The 17,911-nt window shown below is 61.5% G+C and carries 21 protein-coding genes; 12 read left to right on the forward strand and 9 right to left on the reverse strand.

Features of this window, described 5'->3' with window-relative positions:
* Positions 1 to 155 precede the first annotated feature (155 nt).
* Positions 156 to 836: a hypothetical protein gene (locus NIM87_RS00005; protein WP_254672590.1), complete on the reverse strand. Its 681-nt coding sequence runs from the start codon at positions 834 to 836 to the stop codon at positions 156 to 158.
* Between the two features lie 113 nt (positions 837 to 949).
* Here NIM87_RS00005 and NIM87_RS00010 point away from each other — a divergent pair, with 113 nt between their 5' ends.
* Entirely contained in the window at positions 950 to 1,270 is a 321-nt protein-coding gene (locus NIM87_RS00010; RefSeq protein ID WP_254672591.1) for a DUF6949 family protein, read from the forward strand.
* 108 nt (positions 1,271 to 1,378) lie between these two features.
* On the opposite strand, the gene NIM87_RS00015 is transcribed toward NIM87_RS00010, so the two are convergent.
* From NIM87_RS00015 to NIM87_RS00025, 3 genes are all read right to left on the reverse strand, one after another.
* Positions 1,379 to 2,002, reverse strand: a complete 624-nt coding sequence (locus NIM87_RS00015) for a transglutaminase-like cysteine peptidase (protein ID WP_254672592.1) — start codon at positions 2,000 to 2,002, stop codon at positions 1,379 to 1,381.
* Positions 2,003 to 2,152: 150 nt separating this feature from the next.
* Entirely contained in the window at positions 2,153 to 2,785 is a 633-nt protein-coding gene (locus NIM87_RS00020) for a PilZ domain-containing protein (protein WP_254672593.1), read from the reverse strand.
* Between the two features lie 211 nt (positions 2,786 to 2,996).
* Positions 2,997 to 3,650: a PAS domain-containing protein gene (locus NIM87_RS00025; RefSeq protein ID WP_254672594.1), complete on the reverse strand. Its 654-nt coding sequence runs from the start codon at positions 3,648 to 3,650 to the stop codon at positions 2,997 to 2,999.
* Positions 3,651 to 3,831: 181 nt separating this feature from the next.
* Here NIM87_RS00025 and NIM87_RS00030 point away from each other — a divergent pair, with 181 nt between their 5' ends.
* Entirely contained in the window at positions 3,832 to 4,566 is a 735-nt protein-coding gene (locus tag NIM87_RS00030) for a rhomboid family intramembrane serine protease (RefSeq protein WP_254672595.1), read from the forward strand.
* On the opposite strand, the gene hisI is transcribed toward NIM87_RS00030, so the two are convergent.
* Both hisI and folE read right to left on the reverse strand, forming a co-directional pair.
* The gene (hisI, locus tag NIM87_RS00035) at positions 4,563 to 5,015 is read right to left on the reverse strand and encodes a phosphoribosyl-AMP cyclohydrolase (RefSeq protein WP_254672596.1); all 453 of its coding nucleotides are present in this window, start codon (positions 5,013 to 5,015) and stop codon (positions 4,563 to 4,565) included. The two genes, NIM87_RS00030 and hisI, sit on opposite strands and share 4 nt — an antisense overlap.
* A gap of 72 nt (positions 5,016 to 5,087) precedes the next feature.
* The gene (gene folE / locus NIM87_RS00040) at positions 5,088 to 5,711 is read right to left on the reverse strand and encodes a GTP cyclohydrolase I FolE (RefSeq protein ID WP_254672597.1); all 624 of its coding nucleotides are present in this window, start codon (positions 5,709 to 5,711) and stop codon (positions 5,088 to 5,090) included.
* Between the two features lie 151 nt (positions 5,712 to 5,862).
* On the opposite strand from folE, the gene NIM87_RS00045 reads away from it, so the two are divergent.
* The 6 genes from NIM87_RS00045 to NIM87_RS00070 all read left to right on the forward strand — a co-directional run bounded on the left by NIM87_RS00045 (position 5,863) and on the right by NIM87_RS00070 (position 10,903).
* Positions 5,863 to 6,315 (forward strand): iron-sulfur cluster assembly scaffold protein, encoded by a 453-nt coding sequence (locus NIM87_RS00045; protein WP_254672598.1) that lies wholly within the window; start codon positions 5,863 to 5,865, stop codon positions 6,313 to 6,315.
* Positions 6,315 to 6,647 (forward strand): membrane protein insertion efficiency factor YidD, encoded by a 333-nt coding sequence (gene yidD, locus NIM87_RS00050; protein WP_254672599.1) that lies wholly within the window; start codon positions 6,315 to 6,317, stop codon positions 6,645 to 6,647. Before NIM87_RS00045 ends, yidD begins: the two co-directional genes overlap by 1 nt.
* A 112-nt stretch (positions 6,648 to 6,759) precedes the next feature.
* A complete protein-coding gene (gene thrS, locus NIM87_RS00055; protein WP_254672600.1) occupies positions 6,760 to 8,751 on the forward strand; it encodes a threonine--tRNA ligase in 1,992 nt (663 codons plus the stop codon).
* Positions 8,751 to 8,981 carry a hypothetical protein gene (locus tag NIM87_RS00060; protein ID WP_254672601.1) on the forward strand — a complete coding sequence of 77 codons (231 nt, stop codon included), beginning with the start codon at positions 8,751 to 8,753 and terminating at the stop codon, positions 8,979 to 8,981. Before thrS ends, NIM87_RS00060 begins: the two co-directional genes overlap by 1 nt.
* Positions 8,982 to 8,995: 14 nt before the next feature.
* Positions 8,996 to 9,427, forward strand: coding sequence for an alternative ribosome rescue aminoacyl-tRNA hydrolase ArfB (gene arfB, locus NIM87_RS00065; RefSeq protein ID WP_254672602.1), 432 nt, complete (start codon positions 8,996 to 8,998; stop codon positions 9,425 to 9,427).
* Positions 9,428 to 9,487: 60 nt separating this feature from the next.
* Positions 9,488 to 10,903 carry a phosphohexomutase domain-containing protein gene (locus NIM87_RS00070; RefSeq protein ID WP_254672603.1) on the forward strand — a complete coding sequence of 472 codons (1,416 nt, stop codon included), beginning with the start codon at positions 9,488 to 9,490 and terminating at the stop codon, positions 10,901 to 10,903.
* Between the two features lie 35 nt (positions 10,904 to 10,938).
* Here the strand turns inward: NIM87_RS00070 and NIM87_RS00075 are convergent, their stop codons facing one another.
* Both NIM87_RS00075 and NIM87_RS00080 read right to left on the reverse strand, forming a co-directional pair.
* Positions 10,939 to 12,729: a hypothetical protein gene (locus NIM87_RS00075; RefSeq protein WP_254672604.1), complete on the reverse strand. Its 1,791-nt coding sequence runs from the start codon at positions 12,727 to 12,729 to the stop codon at positions 10,939 to 10,941.
* A 134-nt stretch (positions 12,730 to 12,863) separates the two neighbouring features.
* On the reverse strand, positions 12,864 to 13,826 hold the full coding sequence (locus NIM87_RS00080) for a DUF4399 domain-containing protein (RefSeq protein WP_254672605.1): 963 nt from the start codon (positions 13,824 to 13,826) through the stop codon (positions 12,864 to 12,866).
* Between the two features lie 187 nt (positions 13,827 to 14,013).
* Between NIM87_RS00080 and NIM87_RS00085 the strand changes: the two genes are divergently transcribed.
* The 4 genes from NIM87_RS00085 (at position 14,014) to NIM87_RS00100 (ending at position 16,930) form a co-directional block, all read left to right on the forward strand.
* Entirely contained in the window at positions 14,014 to 14,598 is a 585-nt protein-coding gene (locus tag NIM87_RS00085) for a nitroreductase family protein (protein ID WP_254672606.1), read from the forward strand.
* Between the two features lie 84 nt (positions 14,599 to 14,682).
* Positions 14,683 to 15,492: a transglycosylase SLT domain-containing protein gene (locus NIM87_RS00090; protein WP_254672607.1), complete on the forward strand. Its 810-nt coding sequence runs from the start codon at positions 14,683 to 14,685 to the stop codon at positions 15,490 to 15,492.
* On the forward strand, positions 15,489 to 15,626 hold the full coding sequence (locus tag NIM87_RS00095) for a hypothetical protein (protein WP_254672608.1): 138 nt from the start codon (positions 15,489 to 15,491) through the stop codon (positions 15,624 to 15,626). Before NIM87_RS00090 ends, NIM87_RS00095 begins: the two co-directional genes overlap by 4 nt.
* A 98-nt stretch (positions 15,627 to 15,724) precedes the next feature.
* Positions 15,725 to 16,930, forward strand: a complete 1,206-nt coding sequence (locus tag NIM87_RS00100; protein ID WP_254672609.1) for a DUF2336 domain-containing protein — start codon at positions 15,725 to 15,727, stop codon at positions 16,928 to 16,930.
* Here NIM87_RS00100 and NIM87_RS00105 read toward each other — a convergent pair.
* Positions 16,927 to 17,688, reverse strand: a complete 762-nt coding sequence (locus NIM87_RS00105; protein ID WP_254672610.1) for an NAD kinase — start codon at positions 17,686 to 17,688, stop codon at positions 16,927 to 16,929. The genes NIM87_RS00100 and NIM87_RS00105 overlap by 4 nt on opposite strands.
* Positions 17,689 to 17,911: the final 223 nt, after the last annotated feature.

Below are 17,911 nucleotides of genomic sequence, written 5' to 3' on the forward strand. Positions count from 1 at the left end.
ATTGCAGCCGCGCTCTCGTGGTGGGTCAATTGAGTCCAGACCCTAGTGCATTTCGCCGTTTCGTTGAAACGGTGAAGTGCTCCAGGCCCTTGTTTTATCGCGCTTGTGGGCCCAACGGCGCCACTTTTGCTAGAAGCGCTCTATTGCCCTGAGCCCTAGAGGGCCCCGATCTGGCCCAGCCAAAGGCCCAGTTCCGCGTCGAAGTTTTTCCACGCGCGCAGGGCTTGGATGTCAAAACTCAGAACCGCCGCCAGGCCATTGCTGAGATGAATGGTGCGTAGGCACCGGTCAGGCCGGGTCGGTTCGGGCGCCGCCGCACATTTTGCCACAAAGGGTGCCGGCGAAAGCGGGTCATACCAGACCGTTTCTCCGGCATAGCCCTCACTGGCCAGCAGCGGCTTCCCCACCAGACCCGGAATGCCACCCACAGTCTCATCGGCGAACTGATGCAGGTAGACAGCGTCGAGCAAGGCGCTGCTGGCCCGCGCGCCGCTGCGCGGCAATAGCGTTGCCTCGACCGCAAATGGCGCCTGTTGCGGATCGAGAGAAAGCCGCAGGGTCAGGTCAACCTGGCTGGCAAAGCCGGGCTTCATATCCTCGCCAAAGCGAAACCAGGACGCCGGAATGGCCAGTTCCTGGCCCGCAACCGTCTGCGTGACTCGATTGGCGTCGGTGAGTTGCGGTTGGACCGGTTGGGCATTTCGACCGGCCTGGTCGATGGCATAGGCCACCCCGACGGCCGCCAAAAGCACCAGAACAGCGATCCCCGCCAGATTGTAGGCGATCTGGTCCCGTCCGTGGTGGGCCGGCTGCGTTGGCGTTCGGGGAGCCGACATGCGGAAATTAACCAGGATTCTCTCTACGGGGTGACAGCCATTAGGGGGATCAATATGATTAACAAAAGGTAAACTATCGTTCGGCACAGGCTGAAGCACGGGGACGGCGAGGCATGACCAGAGAACTTCTGCTAGCAGCATTCATCATGGGGGTAGGGCTGTGCGTGGCGGGGGCGGGGACGCATCTCTACCAGTGGATCACCCGGCAGCAGGCCGTGCTGCGCATGGATGGCGGGTCCTATCTCGCCTCCATGGGGAACCTGGCGATGAGCTTTGTGTGCGGTCCCTATATCCTGCTCCAATTCGGCTGGAGCCATGAGGATAACGGCACGATTTCGATGACCTCGGTGCTGCTGTCGGCGCTGGTCTCGTTTGGCTGGGCCTTCATCACGGGCCTGTTGTTCCTCAGCGTTTATATCGCACTGCGCTACTGACGCTCCGACGCGCAGCAGGACGCAGAAAAGCCGGCTTCGCTTGCGCGAGCCGGCTTTCCTCATCAGGCCCCTATCAGGGATAGGCTTGGGGCGGGGCCTGGAAACGGATCAGTTGGCGGCAGCAACGACCAGGACGCGGTCGTCGATCATATCGACCCACTGTCCGGCATTGGCCTGCGACTGGCGCTTGATGAACGTGTAGGGGGTCTCGTTCCACAAACGGATGCTGCCATCCTGATTGTCGAGCACGAGATCGCCGCGGTCGGTGCGAGCCAGCAGCACGGCGTGGCCATTGCCATTGGCTTCCTTGACGACGGCAATCATCAGCGTGGATGGATGCCAGCCCGAATTGATCAGGTCGCGGCGCTTGGCCAGGGCAAAATCTTCGCAATCGCCATAGCCATTCGGATAAGTCCAGAACTCGGCGACCTTGTAGAGGTCCTGATCGGTGACCGGCACGACGTTCTGATTGTAGTAGCCGTTGATGGAAACCAGCTGCTGCCAGTTGGTGTCGGTCAGCTGCGTGGCCGGGACGACGCGATCATTGGGGTTGCACTCGCCCGGATGGCTGTTGCAGAACTCGAGATGACCAACGGGAATGGAAGTGGTGCCGACTGCGGTCTGCACAAAGGCGACATTGGTGAAGTCGAGTGCGGCGGCGGGGGCCGCTGGGGCCAGAGCGAGGAGGGCGGAAATGATCCCTGCAAGCAGCGCCTTCTTGTTGAATGACATGGTGTAGTCTCCCTGATGGAGACCACACTAGAGACGGCCAATTGCCCCGATCCGAAAACTACCACGCAGTTTTTATGCGTGTTTTATCGATAGTTGCAGGGATTGATTTACCAAGTGAATCGGATCTGTGCGGAAGGCGCCAGGGGCGCTTCAGTTCATCCGCAGGTTCTGCTGGACGACCGTCAGCATTTCCTGGGCAGCGGCGAATTCGACGGCCACACCATTCTGGAAATGGCGAACGACGCGGGCGCGCATGCGGCCCAGGGTAATCGGCGTGCCCATGGCCGGGCGGACATCGAGTTCCACGGCAGCGCCGGAGAGCGAGATGTCGATGATCTTGCAATTGTAGCGACGGCCGTCATCGAGCACGACCGTGGAATGCCGGATATCGGGCACCACGCGTTCGTGGCGGCGATCTTCGGGCAGATCGAGCAAGTCCTTGTTGGCCAGCCAGGTCAGCTGCGCCGCCATCTTGTCGCGCTTGCGCGGCGAGGCGGCAATGTCCATGGCAAACCCGCCATCGACCTGGGAGAGGATGGTGCCCTCGATACGGCCCAGGTGATCGAGATAGGCGATGATGCGTTCGCCAACGATGCCGGGGACCGGGGCGATGACCACTGCATCGCCGGGCGACATGGACAGCACCTGGCAGGGGAACTCACGCCGGTCGGCCAGCATGTAGCGGCCTAGAATCGACACATTGACGCGTTGAAAGCGCCGGTCACCTGCACCGGGATGCAGGCCCTTGGCATTGTTCTGCGCAGAAATGTCGTCAATCAGCATGCGGCAACCTGTTCCACGCACTGGGGAAATCCACAGCAACGTTAGCGGGTCTTGGTTAACGCTTGATGATGCAGGCCGCCCCGATAAGGTCTAAATGCCAACGAAAAGGTCAAAGCACTTCGCCGTTTTGTTGAAACGCCAAAGTGCTTTAAATATCGGTTCTGTCGTGTTCCTTCGCTTCGGAACTGCCTCTGCTTTCGCCAGAAGCGTGTTAGTTCCGACCGCCATCGATCACCGCAAGGTGGGCATAGCGGCGTGCTGTGCGCCCAAAAACGGTGGTGGGCAGGCCCGATGGGGTGCTCGAGTGCGCAAAATCAACGTCATTGACGACGCTGGCCAGCACTTCACGCGCGGTTTCCTCGGCGGAAATCTCGTCAGGCCAGATCAGGCGGAGACCGGTGATGCGCTGCTCAAGCACGGGCTGCACACCCAGCCAATAGGGCTCATCAAGGGCCGTCATGGCGCCCAGGATCCGCGTATGGGTGGAGCCATTGTGGCGCAGTGGCATGAGGATGGTCTCGAAAGAGACCTTGGTCTGGAGAGCCGTGGTGCCCTGGAAGGTTACCAGCGCAACCGCGTGATCTTCGGTCACGGCGCGCAGCAGGGTGTCCATGGCGTCGCCATCGCGATCATGCCAGAGCGCCGAAAAGGAGCGCCCCTTGAGTTCGCGGCAATAGCTGGTGCAGAGGTGCGATCCGGCGAGGCGGAACGAAAACTTGTCCGCGCCGTCTGTCTCAAGAATGAAGGTGTTGGCAAGGGCTTCGCGAATGCGCGTCGGGTCGATGTCGCGGCGGTCGGGAGCGCTGCGCGAGCCGCGAATCGTGTTCCAGTATGTATAGAGTGTTTTCGTGCTCGGCATCTGCATCGTTCTGGTCCACATCTGGAGTCGATTGGGCGTCCTTGTGAAGAGGTTCGCCGCGCCCCCAGACAATGGCAAAATGCGGCCCCAAAGGCGCGCTTAAAGAATAGTTAAGGTTAACGTCTGTGGCGAAATGTGGAAAAGCCGATCCAAGCCCGCAGCGCCCCTCCGTTTCAGGACATTGCCCATGAATGAAGAAGGCCAGAAGCCCGCAATGCCTGCGCCTGCAGGGCGCGAGCCGATCTTCCTGCTGCCTGGCGCCATTACCATTCTGGCAGGCGTCCTGGCGGCTGTTCATCTTGCGTCAACCGTGGTTCTTAACCCGGATGGGCAGATCCAGCTGTTATTCTGGTTTGCGTTCCAGCCTTACCGGATCGTGCTGGCGGGTATCGATCCGGGCATTGCCGTGCCACTGTTGTGGACGCCGTTCTCGCACGCCTTCCTGCATGCCGGCTGGGACCATCTGCTGATCAACTTGGCATGGCTGGTCATTTTTGCGACGCCGGTGGTGCGGCGCTATGGGGCAGGGCCGATGCTGGCGCTGTTCCTGCTCTCGGCAGCCGGTGGGGCGGCGCTGTTTGCCGTCACGACGCTCTATAGCCAGGTCTATCTCATTGGCGCTTCCGGTGGGGTGGCGGGCCTCACCGGGGCGGCCATCCGCTTCATGTTCCAGCCCGTGTTGATCGGCCGGCATCCGGAAACGGGCGAGCAAATGGTGCTGGGCCGGCGATTGGCGAGCGTGAGGGAAGTGTTCGTCAATCCGCGTTCGCGCTGGTTCACGCTGATCTGGCTGCTGCTGAACGCCCTGGTGCCGTTGGTGCCGCTGCTGACGGGGACGTCGCTGAGCATTGCCTGGCAGGCGCATTTGGGCGGCTTCGCCGCCGGGTTCCTGCTCGTCGGGTTATTTGAGCGAAAGATCTAGCCGCCGTAGACAGCCTCTGGGTCAAACAGGCGGGGCAGGCCGGTGTCCTCTAGTGACGCCGTTCCGTCGGTCATGATGACCTTGCGGTAGAAGCAGCTCTTGCGCCCGGTGTGGCAAGCGGCCCCGCGGCCGGTCTGGCGGACCACCATGACCAGGCAATCCTGGTCGCAATCGGTGCGCAGTTCGATCACTTCCTGCATTTCGCCCGACGTTTCGCCCTTCTTCCAGATCGCCTTGCGGGAGCGCGACCAATAGTGCGCGATGCCGCTTTCGAGCGTCAGCGACAGGGTTTCAGCGTTCATGTGGGCCACCATGAGGACGTCGTTGCTGCCATCCTCCAGCGTCACCACGGTGATCAGACCATGCGCGTCAAAGCGCGGCGCAAAGGCCGTGCCTTCCTCCAGCTGATCGTGGTTCAGCGATTTGGCGTCCGTGAACGAGATGGTCATGCTGCGCGCCTTCTGCCCGTGTCGATGGGCAGGCTTTAGCGCGGCTTGGGGTTGAGCACCAGTGCGTGGGACCTAGCGATGCCCCACCATGGCGAAGAATCGGTCCTGCTCCTGCCGGTCCTCGGCAAAGACGCCGGTAAAGCGGTGGGTGACGGTCTTGACGTCATGGGCCTTCACGCCGCGCATGGTCATGCACATGTGTTCGGCTTCGAGCATGACGGCCGCGCCGCGTGGGCCGAGGTTTTCGTTGATAGCGTCGATGATCTGCGCCGTCATGGTCTCCTGCGTTTGCAGGCGTCGGGCATAGACCTCGACCAGGCGCGCGAGCTTGGAAAGCCCGACAACGCCGTCATGCGGCAGATAGGCAATATGGGCTTTGCCGTAAAAGGGCACCATGTGGTGCTCGCAATGGGCGTGGAAGGGGATGTCCCGGACCAGAACCAGATCGTCATATCCGCCCACTTCCTTGAAAGTCTTGGAAAGAACCTCGCTGGCGTCCTGTCCGTAGCCGGCAAAAAGCTCGCCATAGGCCTTGGTGACGCGGGCGGGGGTATCGAGAAGGCCTTCACGGCTCGGATCGTCTCCGGCCCAGGCGATCAACGTCCGCACGGCCGCTTCCGCCTCTTCACGACTGGGGCGAGCCGCTGGGATGCTGGGGACAGACGTAGTGGTTGCTGACTTGACGCGTACATCCATGAGGTCCGACTCCTTGCGTTGCGACCGTTGCTCATTACGCGACGAATGGCGCGTCAGATTTCGACAGGAGCACAAAGTCCTGACAGCCGGATGGAGACACCCTATATAGAAGCGGAACGAGACCGGAACAAGAAACAGAATTGTCGGAAAAATGGAGCTGAGCGATCTCTATTCTGAAAAGATCCTCGATCTGGCGGGAAACGCCCGGCAGCCAGCGCGGCTGGCGGCACCCGATGCGAGTGCCCGCAAGGTCAGCCGGGTTTGCGGCTCAGTGATCGAGGTCGATATCCGGGTGCGGGATGGCGTTATTGTCGATTATGGGCACGAGGTCTCCGCCTGTGCCCTGGGTCAGACATCGGCTGCGGTGGTGGCCCGTGAGATCGTCGGGACGCCGGTCGGCGAGTTCATGGCGGTCCGGCAGGCCATGCACGATATGCTCAAGGACGAAGGCGTGCCGCCATCCGGCAAATGGGATGATCTCAAATATCTGGAGCCGGTGCGGGAGTATCCCGCGCGCCACATGTCCACACTGCTGGTCTTTGACGCCGTGGCGCTGGCTCTTGAAAAGCTTGAGTCTTCTCAAGCGGTTGCGGCCTCTGCGTGATGGATCGATTCATCGACTTCATGTGGCGAGTCATTGACCTGCCGTTCAAGGCCGCGGCGGTGCTGCTCATCACACTCTACCGCTACACGCTCTCGATGTTCATGGGGCGCAATTGTCGGCACTTGCCGACCTGCTCGGAGTTCACCCGGGACTCGATATGGAAATTCGGGTTCTGGCCAGGCGGGTGGATGGGGTTGGCGCGCGTTTACCGCTGCCGTCCTGGCGGCACCCATGGATACGATCCGGTGCCGGACAGCCTGCCCGAAAGGGGGCGGTGGTATCTGCCCTGGCGCTATGGTCGATGGAAGGGTGAAAAGCATGAGCATGCTTGAGGTGCCCGTCCCAAAGCCACTTGTGGCTGGAATTTATGTTCATTCATGCTAAGGCAGCGGCCTCGCGCGTTGTGGAACGCGCGGCAGACAAACAATTTTATGGAGACCTGAAATGTCGATCAAGGTGACGTTCCCCGATGGTGCTGCTCGCGACTATTCGCGCGGCACTACCGGCACCGAGATCGTTGAAGGGATCTCCAAGTCGCTGGCCAAGAAGACGGTCGCGATGAAGTGGAACGGCGTGCTCTCGGACCTCAGCGATGCACTCGATGCCGATGGCGCCATCGAGTTCGTGACGCGCGATGGTGGCTCGAAAGACGTGCTTGAGCTGATCCGGCACGATGCTGCTCACGTGCTTGCTGAAGCCGTGCAGGAGCTTTGGCCCCAGACGCAGGTGACGATTGGCCCGGTGATCGAGAACGGCTTCTACTACGATTTCTATCGTGAAGCCGGCCCGTTCACGGAAGACGAGCTGCGCGTCATCGAAAAGAAGATGGCCGAAATCATCGAGCGCGGCGCCGCCTTCACCAAGGAAGTGTGGTCGCGCGATGAGGCCAAGAGCTGGTTCGAAACCAAGGGCGAAGCCTTCAAGGTCGAGCTGGTCGATGCCATTCCGGCCGATCAATCGATCAAGATGTATGCCCAGGGCCAGTGGAAGGATCTTTGCCGTGGTCCGCACATGCGCTCGGTCAAGGATGTCGGCCAGGCGTTCAAGCTGACCAAGGTGGCTGGTGCCTATTGGCGTGGCGACAGCAATCGCCCCGTGCTTTCGCGCATCTATGGCACTGCCTTTGCCACCAAGGATGAGCTCGACGCTTATCTGCTGATGATGGAAGAGGCGGAAAAGCGCGACCACCGCAAGATCGGCCGCGACCTGGACCTGTTCCACCTGCAAGAAGAAGCGCAGGGCTCGGTGTTCTGGCATCCGCGCGGCTATGTCATCTACAACCAGATGGAAGCCTATATCCGCCGGCGCCTGAACAAGTCGGGCTATGTCGAGGTCAAGACGCCTCAGCTCATGCACGCCAAGTTCTGGGAACAGTCCGGCCACTGGGGCAAATATCGCGAAAACATGTTCGTGGTGCCCGATGCGATCCCCAATACGGACGAGGATGGTCCAGTTCTGACGGAGGAGGCCGAGTATCTGGCCCTCAAGCCGATGAATTGCCCGGCGCACGTCCAGATTTTCAATCAGGGGATCAAATCCTATCGTGACCTGCCGTTACGCATGGCCGAATTCGGCTGCTGCCACCGCAACGAGGCGCACGGCGCCTTGCACGGCCTGATGCGCGTTCGGCAGATGACGCAGGACGACGCGCATATCTTCTGCCGCGAAGACCAGATCCAGAGCGAGACCGAGCATTTTGTCCACTTGCTCTACTCGGTCTATGGCCACCTGGGCTTCGACAATGTTGTCATCAAGCTCGCGACGCGCCCCGAAAAGTTCGGCGGCACGATCGAGCGCTGGGATGCGGCCGAGAAGGCGCTGGGCGATGCCCTGCGCGCCACCGGCTATGACTTCGAGATCGCCGAGGGCGAGGGCGCCTTCTATGCGCCCAAGCTCGAATTCCACCTCAAGGACGCTATCGGCCGATCCTGGCAGGTGGGCACGCTGCAGCTCGACTATGTCCTGCCCGAGCGTCTTGGCGCCACCTATGTGGCCGAGGACGGTTCGCGCCAATATGCGGTCATGCTGCATCGGGCGATCCTGGGTTCCCTCGAGCGCTTCATCGGCATCCTGATCGAGAACCATGCCGGCAAGATGCCGATGTGGCTGGCTCCGACGCAGGTCGTGGTGGCCACCATCGTTTCGGAGGCGGATGAGTATGCAGAGAAGCTGGTGCGCCAGCTTCGGGATGCGGGCATTCGCGCCGAGATCGACACGCGCAACGAGAAGATCAACTACAAGGTGCGCGAGCACTCCGTCGGCAAGGTGCCGTTGATGTTCGTTGTGGGCAAGCGCGAAGCCGAAGAGGGCAATGTGTCCATCCGCCGCCTCGGGACCGAGGGCCAGAAGGTCGAGCCATTCATGGATGCTCTGGTATCCCTGATGGCCGAGGCGACCCCGCCGGACCTCAAGGACAGCGCTGAAAAGGCCGCCTGATGCCACAGCGTCCGTCAAACCGCGAAATGAAGGCGCTCTATCATCTGGGCGAGGACAAGGTCCTCGGCCCGGATGACTTCAAGGATGTCGGCGAAAAGGTCTTTGCCGGCATGCTCAAGAAGAACTGGATCGAGGCTGTTGAAGGGGTGCCGGGCAAATTTCGGACCACCGAAAAAGGCCGCGTCATCCACGACGAGGAAGTCTATTTCACCGGCCGCTGGAAGCGCTGAGCGGGGAGGGCGGCATGGCCGATCCCATCACGATCACCAGAACCGTCTCGATTGATCCGGCAGAACTCGACGAAACATTCGTTCGGTCTTCCGGGCCGGGCGGCCAAAACGTCAACAAGGTCGCAAGCGCGGTGCAGCTGCGCTTCGATCTTGTCAATTCCCCCAATATTCCCGAGCCGATGAAACGGCGCGTCGCCGCGCTGGCGGGCAGCCGCATCACCAAGGAGGGGGTCATTGTCATCACCTCCAACTCGCATCGCGATCAGCCCCTGAACCGGGCTGAGGCCTTGTCGCGACTGGTGGCATTGCTGCGGGAGGGCGCCTTTGTGCCAAAGCCGCGGGTGGCGACACGACCGACCCTTGCATCCAAGAAGCGCCGGCTGGAGGGCAAGTCGGTCAGGTCGGCGGTCAAGCGCATGCGCTCGCGGCCACCGGGCGAGGACTAGACCCAATTGAGCCGGGCCACCTTGTGGTTCCACGATGACATAAGACAGGCGAGCAGCGAAATGGCTCTTGGAAACAGCCTCAAGTTCGGGACCAGCGGCTTACGCGGCCTGGCGGTGGAACTGGAGGGGCAAGCGGCCCGTCAGTATACCGCGGCGTTTCTGCGCCATCTCGCCCAGATCGCAAACGCTCCGGTTCGCCGGGTTTTTCTGGGACGGGATTTTCGCCCGTCGAGCGCGGCAATCCTGGGTGATTGCGCCGTGGCTATTGCCGCGGCCGGGCTTGAGCCGGTTGATTGCGGGCTGATCCCGACGCCGGCGCTGGCTCTGCATGCCCAGGCTCAGGGCGGCGCTGCCATCATGGTCACGGGCAGTCACATCCCCGCTGACCGGAACGGTCTAAAATTCTATTTGCCAACCGGCGAAATCAGCAAGGCTGACGAGCAGGGTATCGTGGCGGCCCTTGATGGTGCGCACGTGGAGGACCATGCAGTCACCCTCCGCGATGACAGCGAGGCCGCCACTGCCCGCTATCTCGACAGGTTTGCGTCGCTGCTCGGTAAAGGCGCCCTTGCGGGAATGCGAGTCGGCGTTTTCGAGCACTCGACCGTGGCGCGCGACCTGCTCGCGACCATTCTGGAACATTGCGGCGCAGAGGTGGTGCGGCTGGGCCGGATTGATGGGTTCGTACCCGTCGACACCGAGGCCTTTTCCGACCCGGTGTTTGCGCCGCTTTCGGGCTGGATAGGCGAGCATCGGCTTGATGCGATCGTCTCGGCAGATGGCGACGGTGATCGACCCCTCCTGATGGACAATCGGGGCGCGTTTGTGCGGGGCGACGTGCTTGGACTGCTTGCAGCACGTTATTTGGGCGCGCAGGTTGTCGTTACGCCGGTGACGTCCAATTCCGCCATCGAGTTGACTGGCTATTTCGAGACAGTGGTAAGAACCCGTGTCGGCTCGCCCTTTGTTGTCGCGGCTATGGATACCGCCGATGGCGCCGTTGTTGGCTTTGAAGCCAATGGCGGCACCTTCGTGGGCAAAGGGGTGGTTGTCCAGGACAGGCCTTTGCCGGCATTGGCCACGCGGGATGCCATATTGCCGGTACTTTGCTTGCTGGGCGATGCGGCGACCCAGCACAAGACGGTATCACAGGTCTGTGCGGACATCCCCCTGCAACATGCTCTTGCAGATCGCTTGCAGGATGTGCCCGGCGAACGCAGCGCGGCATTCCTGGAGCGCTTGGCGGCAGACGCGGAATACGCCGCGACCGTGTTCGAGCCACACGGGATTACGCGGACGGCGGCCATCGATGGGCTGCAGTTCTGGACCCGATCCGGTGACATGGTGCATTTCCGCGCCTCCGGCAATGCGCCGGAACTGCGGTGCTATGTTGAGGCGCAAACTGCGGAAAATGCTGGCGCGCTTCTCATTTGGGGCCTCGAGACGGCAGCGCGTGAGGTTGGCCACAAAGCCTGAATGAAAAGGGCCGCCCCAGGGGCGGCCCTCAATTCTTATTTCGCCTCGGCGCTGATGTTGACCTTGCCCAGCAGCGAGGTCGGGTCCTCTTCTGCTTGCATAAAGTCCATCATGCTCAGACCCGGCTCGGTTTTAGCATCGATGCCGATCATCAATGTCTTGGCCGTGCCGGAGATGAAGCTGTTGATCGCATCGCCCAGCTTGGCGGCATCGGCAGCGCCAGCCATCATGCCGATGACGGTGCCCTGAGCGAGGCCGGCAAAGACCGGGCGCAGGGTCGCAGGGTCAGCGCCTTGCTCTGCGGCCACCACGGCCAGGATGATGTCGGACAGACCGCTGTCTGTGACCGTAAGATCAAGATCGCGGATTGCCAGGCCCATGCCTGCGGCCATTGCGGCATTCTCGTCGAGGGCGAAGAGTTCGGCGGTCGCATTGGTCACTGTGCCGGCGAGGAGCACTGTGGCCAGGTCGACGCCAGACAGCGAAACTTCCTCGATGGCGATGGAGTCACTGGCTTCATCCCAGGTGGCCGCGACCCGGAAACCGGCATCGACGTTGGTAATGCCAAGGGCGCGCAGCTGCTCAAGGCTTTCATCGCCGGTGTCGGCGGGGACTTCGGCCTCGATCTTTGAGGCAGAAATGTCGAGCGCGGTGGGAATGCCATTGAGGTAGTTCGCAAGAGACAGATCGAAGGCACCAACCTTGGCCTGGATGCGGGCGGTGGGCTTGTCCGGGTTGGGAATGTCCATCGCAAAGCCGCTGAAGGTTATGCCTTCCATGGCGGGGATCAGTGCGCGGGCATTCTGCTCGAACCAGGCCTCATCGACCAGGTCAGGCGCGCCCTCCAGTGTTGCAATCGTGGTGGAGAGGTCCATGGGCTTGATCGTCAGGTTGTCCAGCGACATGGAGCCGTCGTTCTCGACCGTGATGTCAAAGCCATCCATGCTGATCGATGGGTAGATGCCCGGGGACATCCCGCCCATGCTCATGCCGGCAATGCCGAACGTCATCGCCTTGCCATCATCATCGACACCGTCGCAATTCATGCCGTCAAAGCTGACCTCTGAGGTCTCGAAGGCGGTGAGGATGTCGGCATACATCTTGAGAAACCGGCCCACGAGTGCGGGATCGGGATCATCGGGATTGTCTTCCATGGACTGGGCGACCGACATCATCTCGGCAAAGGAGGTCTTGAGCGGGCGGGCCTTGAACTCGGCGCCGGTGACCCCGCCGACGGTGCAGGAGACTTCGTCGGTCTTGAGCGTGCCCCCTTCGGAGATGAGGTCGGTGTAGATGGTCTGCATTTCGGTTTGGCCAGCGGCATCGACCAGGCCATAAATTCCGAGGACGCCAGCAATGTCGAAATTGGCTGCCGACATGGCCCCAACCTCAAGCGTCACATCCTCGGCCACCAGACTCATGCCCCCAAGGCTGATGCCCTTGGCCTGGCCATCGATCACATCTTCAAGCAGGAGGTCGGTGAAGGTCAGCGCAGCCTCGCGCTTTTCACCATCGGTTTGGGAGGTCACATTGATGATGATTTCGGGGACCGTGATGCTGGTCGCATCAAGTCCGGCAAGCGCCCCGGCATTGTCGACGACGTTGCCGCCCAGAATGTCGGTCAGCACCGCGTCAGACACGTTGGAGCCAACGGCGTCGATCGTGGGGATGGACACGGAGTAGTCCATCTCATGGGCCGCAGGGGCAGTCTGCCCGGCTTTGACCTTCTCCTTGGCGAGACCGGCGCCGGCAGGCAACGCGACACTGAGCAGGCAGGCTGAGGCGAGCACCGCAACGCGGCCTCTCGTGGCTGGATACATCGACATGGCTTTCTCCCGTTTCCTGCTTGGCATTTGGGCGACCGCCCGTGGCCAATCAAGTAGAAGAAATAACGACCTCAATGATGTTGCGCAATTGAGACATGGCGTCGTGCAATTGCGCCTGGGCCCAGGTGGAGCGGTCAATAGACGGCTGTGAGCACTTCTATTTCGCGGGGGCTACCGGGCTGCACCTGGACTTCTCGGTTGAAGACCTGATCTCCGAGCTTGGCAAGAACGAGGTATTCGCCCTCGGACAGAACGGTGGATGGAAAGGCGCCGCGCTCGCTGAAGACGGTTGCGCCATCGGCCGTCTTGACTGTCCATTCGACGTCGGCAATGGCCTCGCCGGCTTCCTCGGACACCAGTTTGAACGATATTTCGGCGGCATGGTGGTAGAGCGTTGCGTCGGTCAGCTGACCCGGCTCCACCCGGAGGTCGGCGCGCACCACGGCATTGATGGCGCCGAAGCGCGAGACGATATGATAGGTCCCGGCATTGAGGGTGACGATTTCATTGGGCGGCAGGTTATCGGCAATCAGCGCCCTTTCGCCTTCGTCGCCGGCGGTGAAAATGTCGAAATGCAGTAGCGCGGGAGAAATAGGGATATCGCCCGTGACCGCTGAATTGAGCCGCAGAGCCCCCGCATCAAGAATAACCTCGTGAGCATTGGTGCCTGGCGCGACCGTCAGCGGTTCGCTCAGCTGCGCCTGGCCATAGGCGACATGGACCAGATATTCGCCCGGGGGCAGCTCAAGCTCGGCCGTGCCGCTATCGGCCTTGGCCATCAGCGCCATTTCGCCGTCGTCGCCCGGCACATTTTCAAAGATGCGCCAGACGAGGCCGTCGGGTATCGGCGCACCGTCGGGCGTGATGCGAGCGGTCAGGGTCACGGGCTGCGGTACGCTGGAAACGGACGCAATGGCATCGGCGGCCGTGGTCTGGCCGGCGGGCAACACTCCCGGCTGCGCGTCCCGGTCGGGGCGCGGACGGGGCAGGGGTGGAATTTCCACTGCTTCCTGGGCCACGACTGGTATCACTGTCGTGGGTGCGCCCATGGCGGCCAACAGCACAACCAGAATTGCCAATAGTCTTGCCGAACGCATGTGCTCTCCAGCTTGCGGCGCCTTGGTCCAAGTCGATTCTAGCCATCGCTAGACCCGGATTGGGGAAAAGCTGTGTCACAGTCGGTGCGATTTTTAAACCGCTGGTTGCCCAGCCACGGGATTTTTACATCGACTGCGTGGTCCGGCTGCGTTTATGCCTGCGGGACAATAGACGATGGAGATCCCCATGCCTGCAAATGCGGTCCTGCGCGACTACTTGTTGACCAGGCGGTCCGTGGGGCCGGCCTTTCTGCAAGAGCCGGGCCCGAATCCCGATGAGCTGGCGACCATGCTCACCATTGCCACCCGCGTGCCCGACCATGGCAAGTTGACGCCTTGGCGCCTGGTGGTCATCGCGGGGGATGACCGGATCAATGCGGGGCAGGCTCTGGCAGACCTGGCGGCGCGAAACAATCCGGCGCTCGATGCAGAGAGCCTTGAGGTCGAACGGCGGCGCTTCCTGCCCATGCCACTGACAGTGGGCGTCATTTCAGCGCCCCAGGACCACCCCAAGGTGCCCGAATTTGAGCAGCTGCTGTCCGCCGGCAATGTGGCGTTCAACCTTGTGCACGCGGCATTTGCCATGGGGTATGCGGCCACATGGATCACACGCTGGTTCACATTCGATGATGAGGCGGCTGCCATTCTTGGGGCTCAGCCGGGGGAGCGGTTCGTGGGCTTTGTCCATGTGGGCACGCCGACCATTACGCCCGAGGACCGACCGCGCCCGGCGCTCGACGATGTCGTCAGCCATTGGGGAGGGTCGCGCTGACAGCGGCCCGATCGTGGTTAACAGGGCGTTAACGTCGGGTGATGCTAAGATCGCCTGAAGTGATTCCCTTTTTGAAGACCCCCGATGGGCGTGCAGCCGATTTCAATTCCGCAGACGCTGGCCAATGCCCTGACGGCAGCGGGCAATCGCAGCGGTGTGGATTTCAGCTATCTGCTGCAGACGGCCATGCGGGAAAGCAGCCTTAATCCCGAAGCGCGCGCCAGCACCTCGTCAGCAGTCGGGTTGTTCCAGTTTCTTGAAAGCACCTGGCTGCAGGTGATGAAGGAAGAGGGACCCCGACTGGGCTATCAGTCGTATGCGGACCAGATCTCGCGCACCCCGGGCGGCGACTATGTGGTCGCCGACCCGTCCAGGAAGGCGCAAATTCTCAAGCTGCGCGAGAATCCCGAAATTGCTTCGGATCTGGCTGCGGCATTCACCCGTTCCAATGGCGAATATCTGCGCAATGCCTTCGGGCGCATGCCCAGCGCCGGCGAACTTTACATCGCACATTTTTTGGGGGCGCAGGGCGCCGAGAAAATGTTCAAGGCCGGCCTGGACAATCCCGACCAGGTGGCTGTCGGTCTATTTCCCCGCCAGGCGGCTGCCAATCGGTCGATTTTTTACAATCGCGAGGGCCAGGCGCGCACCATCCGGCAGGTCTATGAGGTGCTGGTGGCCAAGCATGAAGGCGGCGGCAATTCGGGCTTTGCGGCGCAGCAATTGACCGGTGAGGGCAATGTGCAGGCGGCGCGACCGGCAGAGCCTCCATTGCCCTCCCGCTTTTCGCCGGAGAACATGTCCTTCACCGGCTTGTTCCGCACCGAGTTCGAGGACGCTGACGAGGCAGCGCAGCCCGGCGCCGCCTTCTTCACGCAGCTCTACAATCAATGACCCAATTGCCGAAGACAGCTGCGCAGCCACCTGGAGGTCTGGTCATCATTGGCCTGGCACTGGCGTCATGGTGGCTGCTGCTGATCGCAGGAAGCCTGATCGTTGCGGCTTGGCGCATGGTCGCAGGAGCCTGATTGCTGGCGTGGTTTCCGATGTCGCCTAGCCCGGATTTATGGTGAACCGTTCCTTAAATATTGCCAGCTAACCTCTCTGCATCGGTGCGGAGTGCGTTATGATTGGGTATGAGGCGTTTGCGGAGCTATCGCTGTCCAGTGACAGTGACGAACGGGGCTACGCCGCCCATCTGGCCGCTCTGGCCTATCTCGATCATCAAGGCCCCGCCGATGAACATGCGGCGCTTTATGCGGCGCTGATCGGTTTTCTCGATGACAGTTCGGTCAAGGTGCGCGCAGCGCTGGCCTATGGCCTGCTGCATTCGCCGCAGGCTCCTCGCTCGGTCATGCTGGCTCTGTTGCAGGACAGTGCCGTGATTGCCCGGGCGGTGCTGCAATATTCGCCCGTATTGGTCTATGCCGACCTCTATCCAATTGTCGCCCGTGGGGACATCACGGCCCTGACCGCCATTGCGCAGCGCCAATCGCTAAGCCCGCGGTTGGTGTCGGCGTTGCTTGGCAAGGGTGAACGCGGGCTGATCCTGCGCCTCCTGAAACGGAGGGACGTCGACTTTGAAATTGCCATGCTGGAACAGCTCAGCCGGACCCATGGCGATGACGCCACGATCCGGGGCGCCTTGCTCGCGCGCCGGGATCTGCCAGGGACGGCGCGGATGCAGCTTGTGCGCGCCGTTGCCGATAGCCTGGGCGGCTGCCGCCTGGTCAAGGGGGCTCTGGCTGCTGATCGCCTTGGGCGATTGCTCCGGGACGGCACCGACACTGCGGTGGCCATTATTGGTGAGACGGAACCGGTGGCGGGCAGGGCGCAATTCGTCGACAGCCTGATGGGTGCCGATCAGGTCAGCGCCCGGTTGCTGCTGCACTCTGTGGTCACGGGCAAAGTTATGTTCTTTGCCGCCTGCATCGCCGGTCTCGCCAATACCGGCAGCGACAAGGTTTATACGCTGCTTGAAGGTGGCAGCCGCGTTGCGCTTGCCGCCCTCTTTAGCCGCTGCGGACTTTCTCCGGCGATTGGTGGCTTGCTGGTGCGTCTGGTCATGCTGGCCCGTTCAGTCGACCTGGCTGACGACCCCGCCGCCCGCCACTATGTCATCACGGCGCTGACAGAGGAGCTGATCAGCGAATATGACGGCGACATTCCGCCCGAGTTGGAAGAGGTCTTCTGCTACCTTAATGACCAGAACATCGCCCTTGCTCGCAAAGCAGCGCGCGGCGTGGTGGCAATGTTTGCGAAAACGACCCAGTCGGGCATTGCATTGCCCGCGCCTCAGGTGGCGATGCCACTGCAATTGCCCGCGGCTTAAAAGCGGAACTGTTCGCTCAGCACGCGTTCTTCGAGGCTGGTGCCCGGATCGAACAATAGGGTTACGCCGTGCGAGCGGTCCTCGCGGACGGTGACTTCGAGCACGTTGTGGAACTCGACATTGTCGGCAACCGCGCTCACTGGCCGCTTGTTGGCCTCGCGGGTAATAAACTTGACTGCGGCACGATTGGAAAGGATCGCTCCGCGCCAACGCCGCGGCCGGAACGGCGAAATAGGCGTGAGGGCCAGAAGCGGGGCCTCGATGGGCAATATGGGCCCATGAGCCGACAGGTTGTACGCCGTAGAGCCTGCTGGCGTGGCCAGAAGCGCGCCGTCGCAAATCAATTCGTCCAGTCTGACCTCGTCATCGACCAAGATTTGCAGCTTGGCCGCCTGGTAGGTTGAGCGGAACAGCGACACTTCGTTGATCGCGAGGGCCGTCCTCTCGTGGCCGGAAGCGTCCAGGACTTCCATGGCGAGGGGGTAGATGCGGGTGCGCTGACTGGCCTCAAGCCGATCAAGCAGACCATCTTCGCTATAGGTGTTCATCATGAAGCCGACCGAGCCGAAATTCATGCCGTACACAGGCGTTTCGGTTCCCATGACCCTGTGGAGGGTCTGCAGCATCAACCCGTCGCCACCCAGGGCCACTACGAAATCTGCGTCCTCCAAACTCGAGTCGCCATAGCGGGCGCGCAATCGCACCGCCGCGGCCTCTGCGGCCTGGGTCTCGTTTGTTACGACGCAGATTTTGCCCATGCGACAGGGTCCTTGCAGATGACTGGTCGGCCGCTTGCCTATCACGGTGGGGGGACACTTCGCCAGCAGGGTTTGGTTTGCAACGTGATTGATGCGCCGCTGCCGTATCAGTTTAATTCGGATGCAAGTTCAGGAGCCGGTTTGTGGAGCGCGTTGCTGTACAATTCAAAAATAACTTGGTGCGCAGATGTATTGCCATCCTCCTGGATTTGGTAAATTATTA

The sequence above is a fragment of the Devosia ureilytica genome (assembly GCF_024273195.1).
GTDB lineage: Bacteria > Pseudomonadota > Alphaproteobacteria > Rhizobiales > Devosiaceae > Devosia > Devosia ureilytica.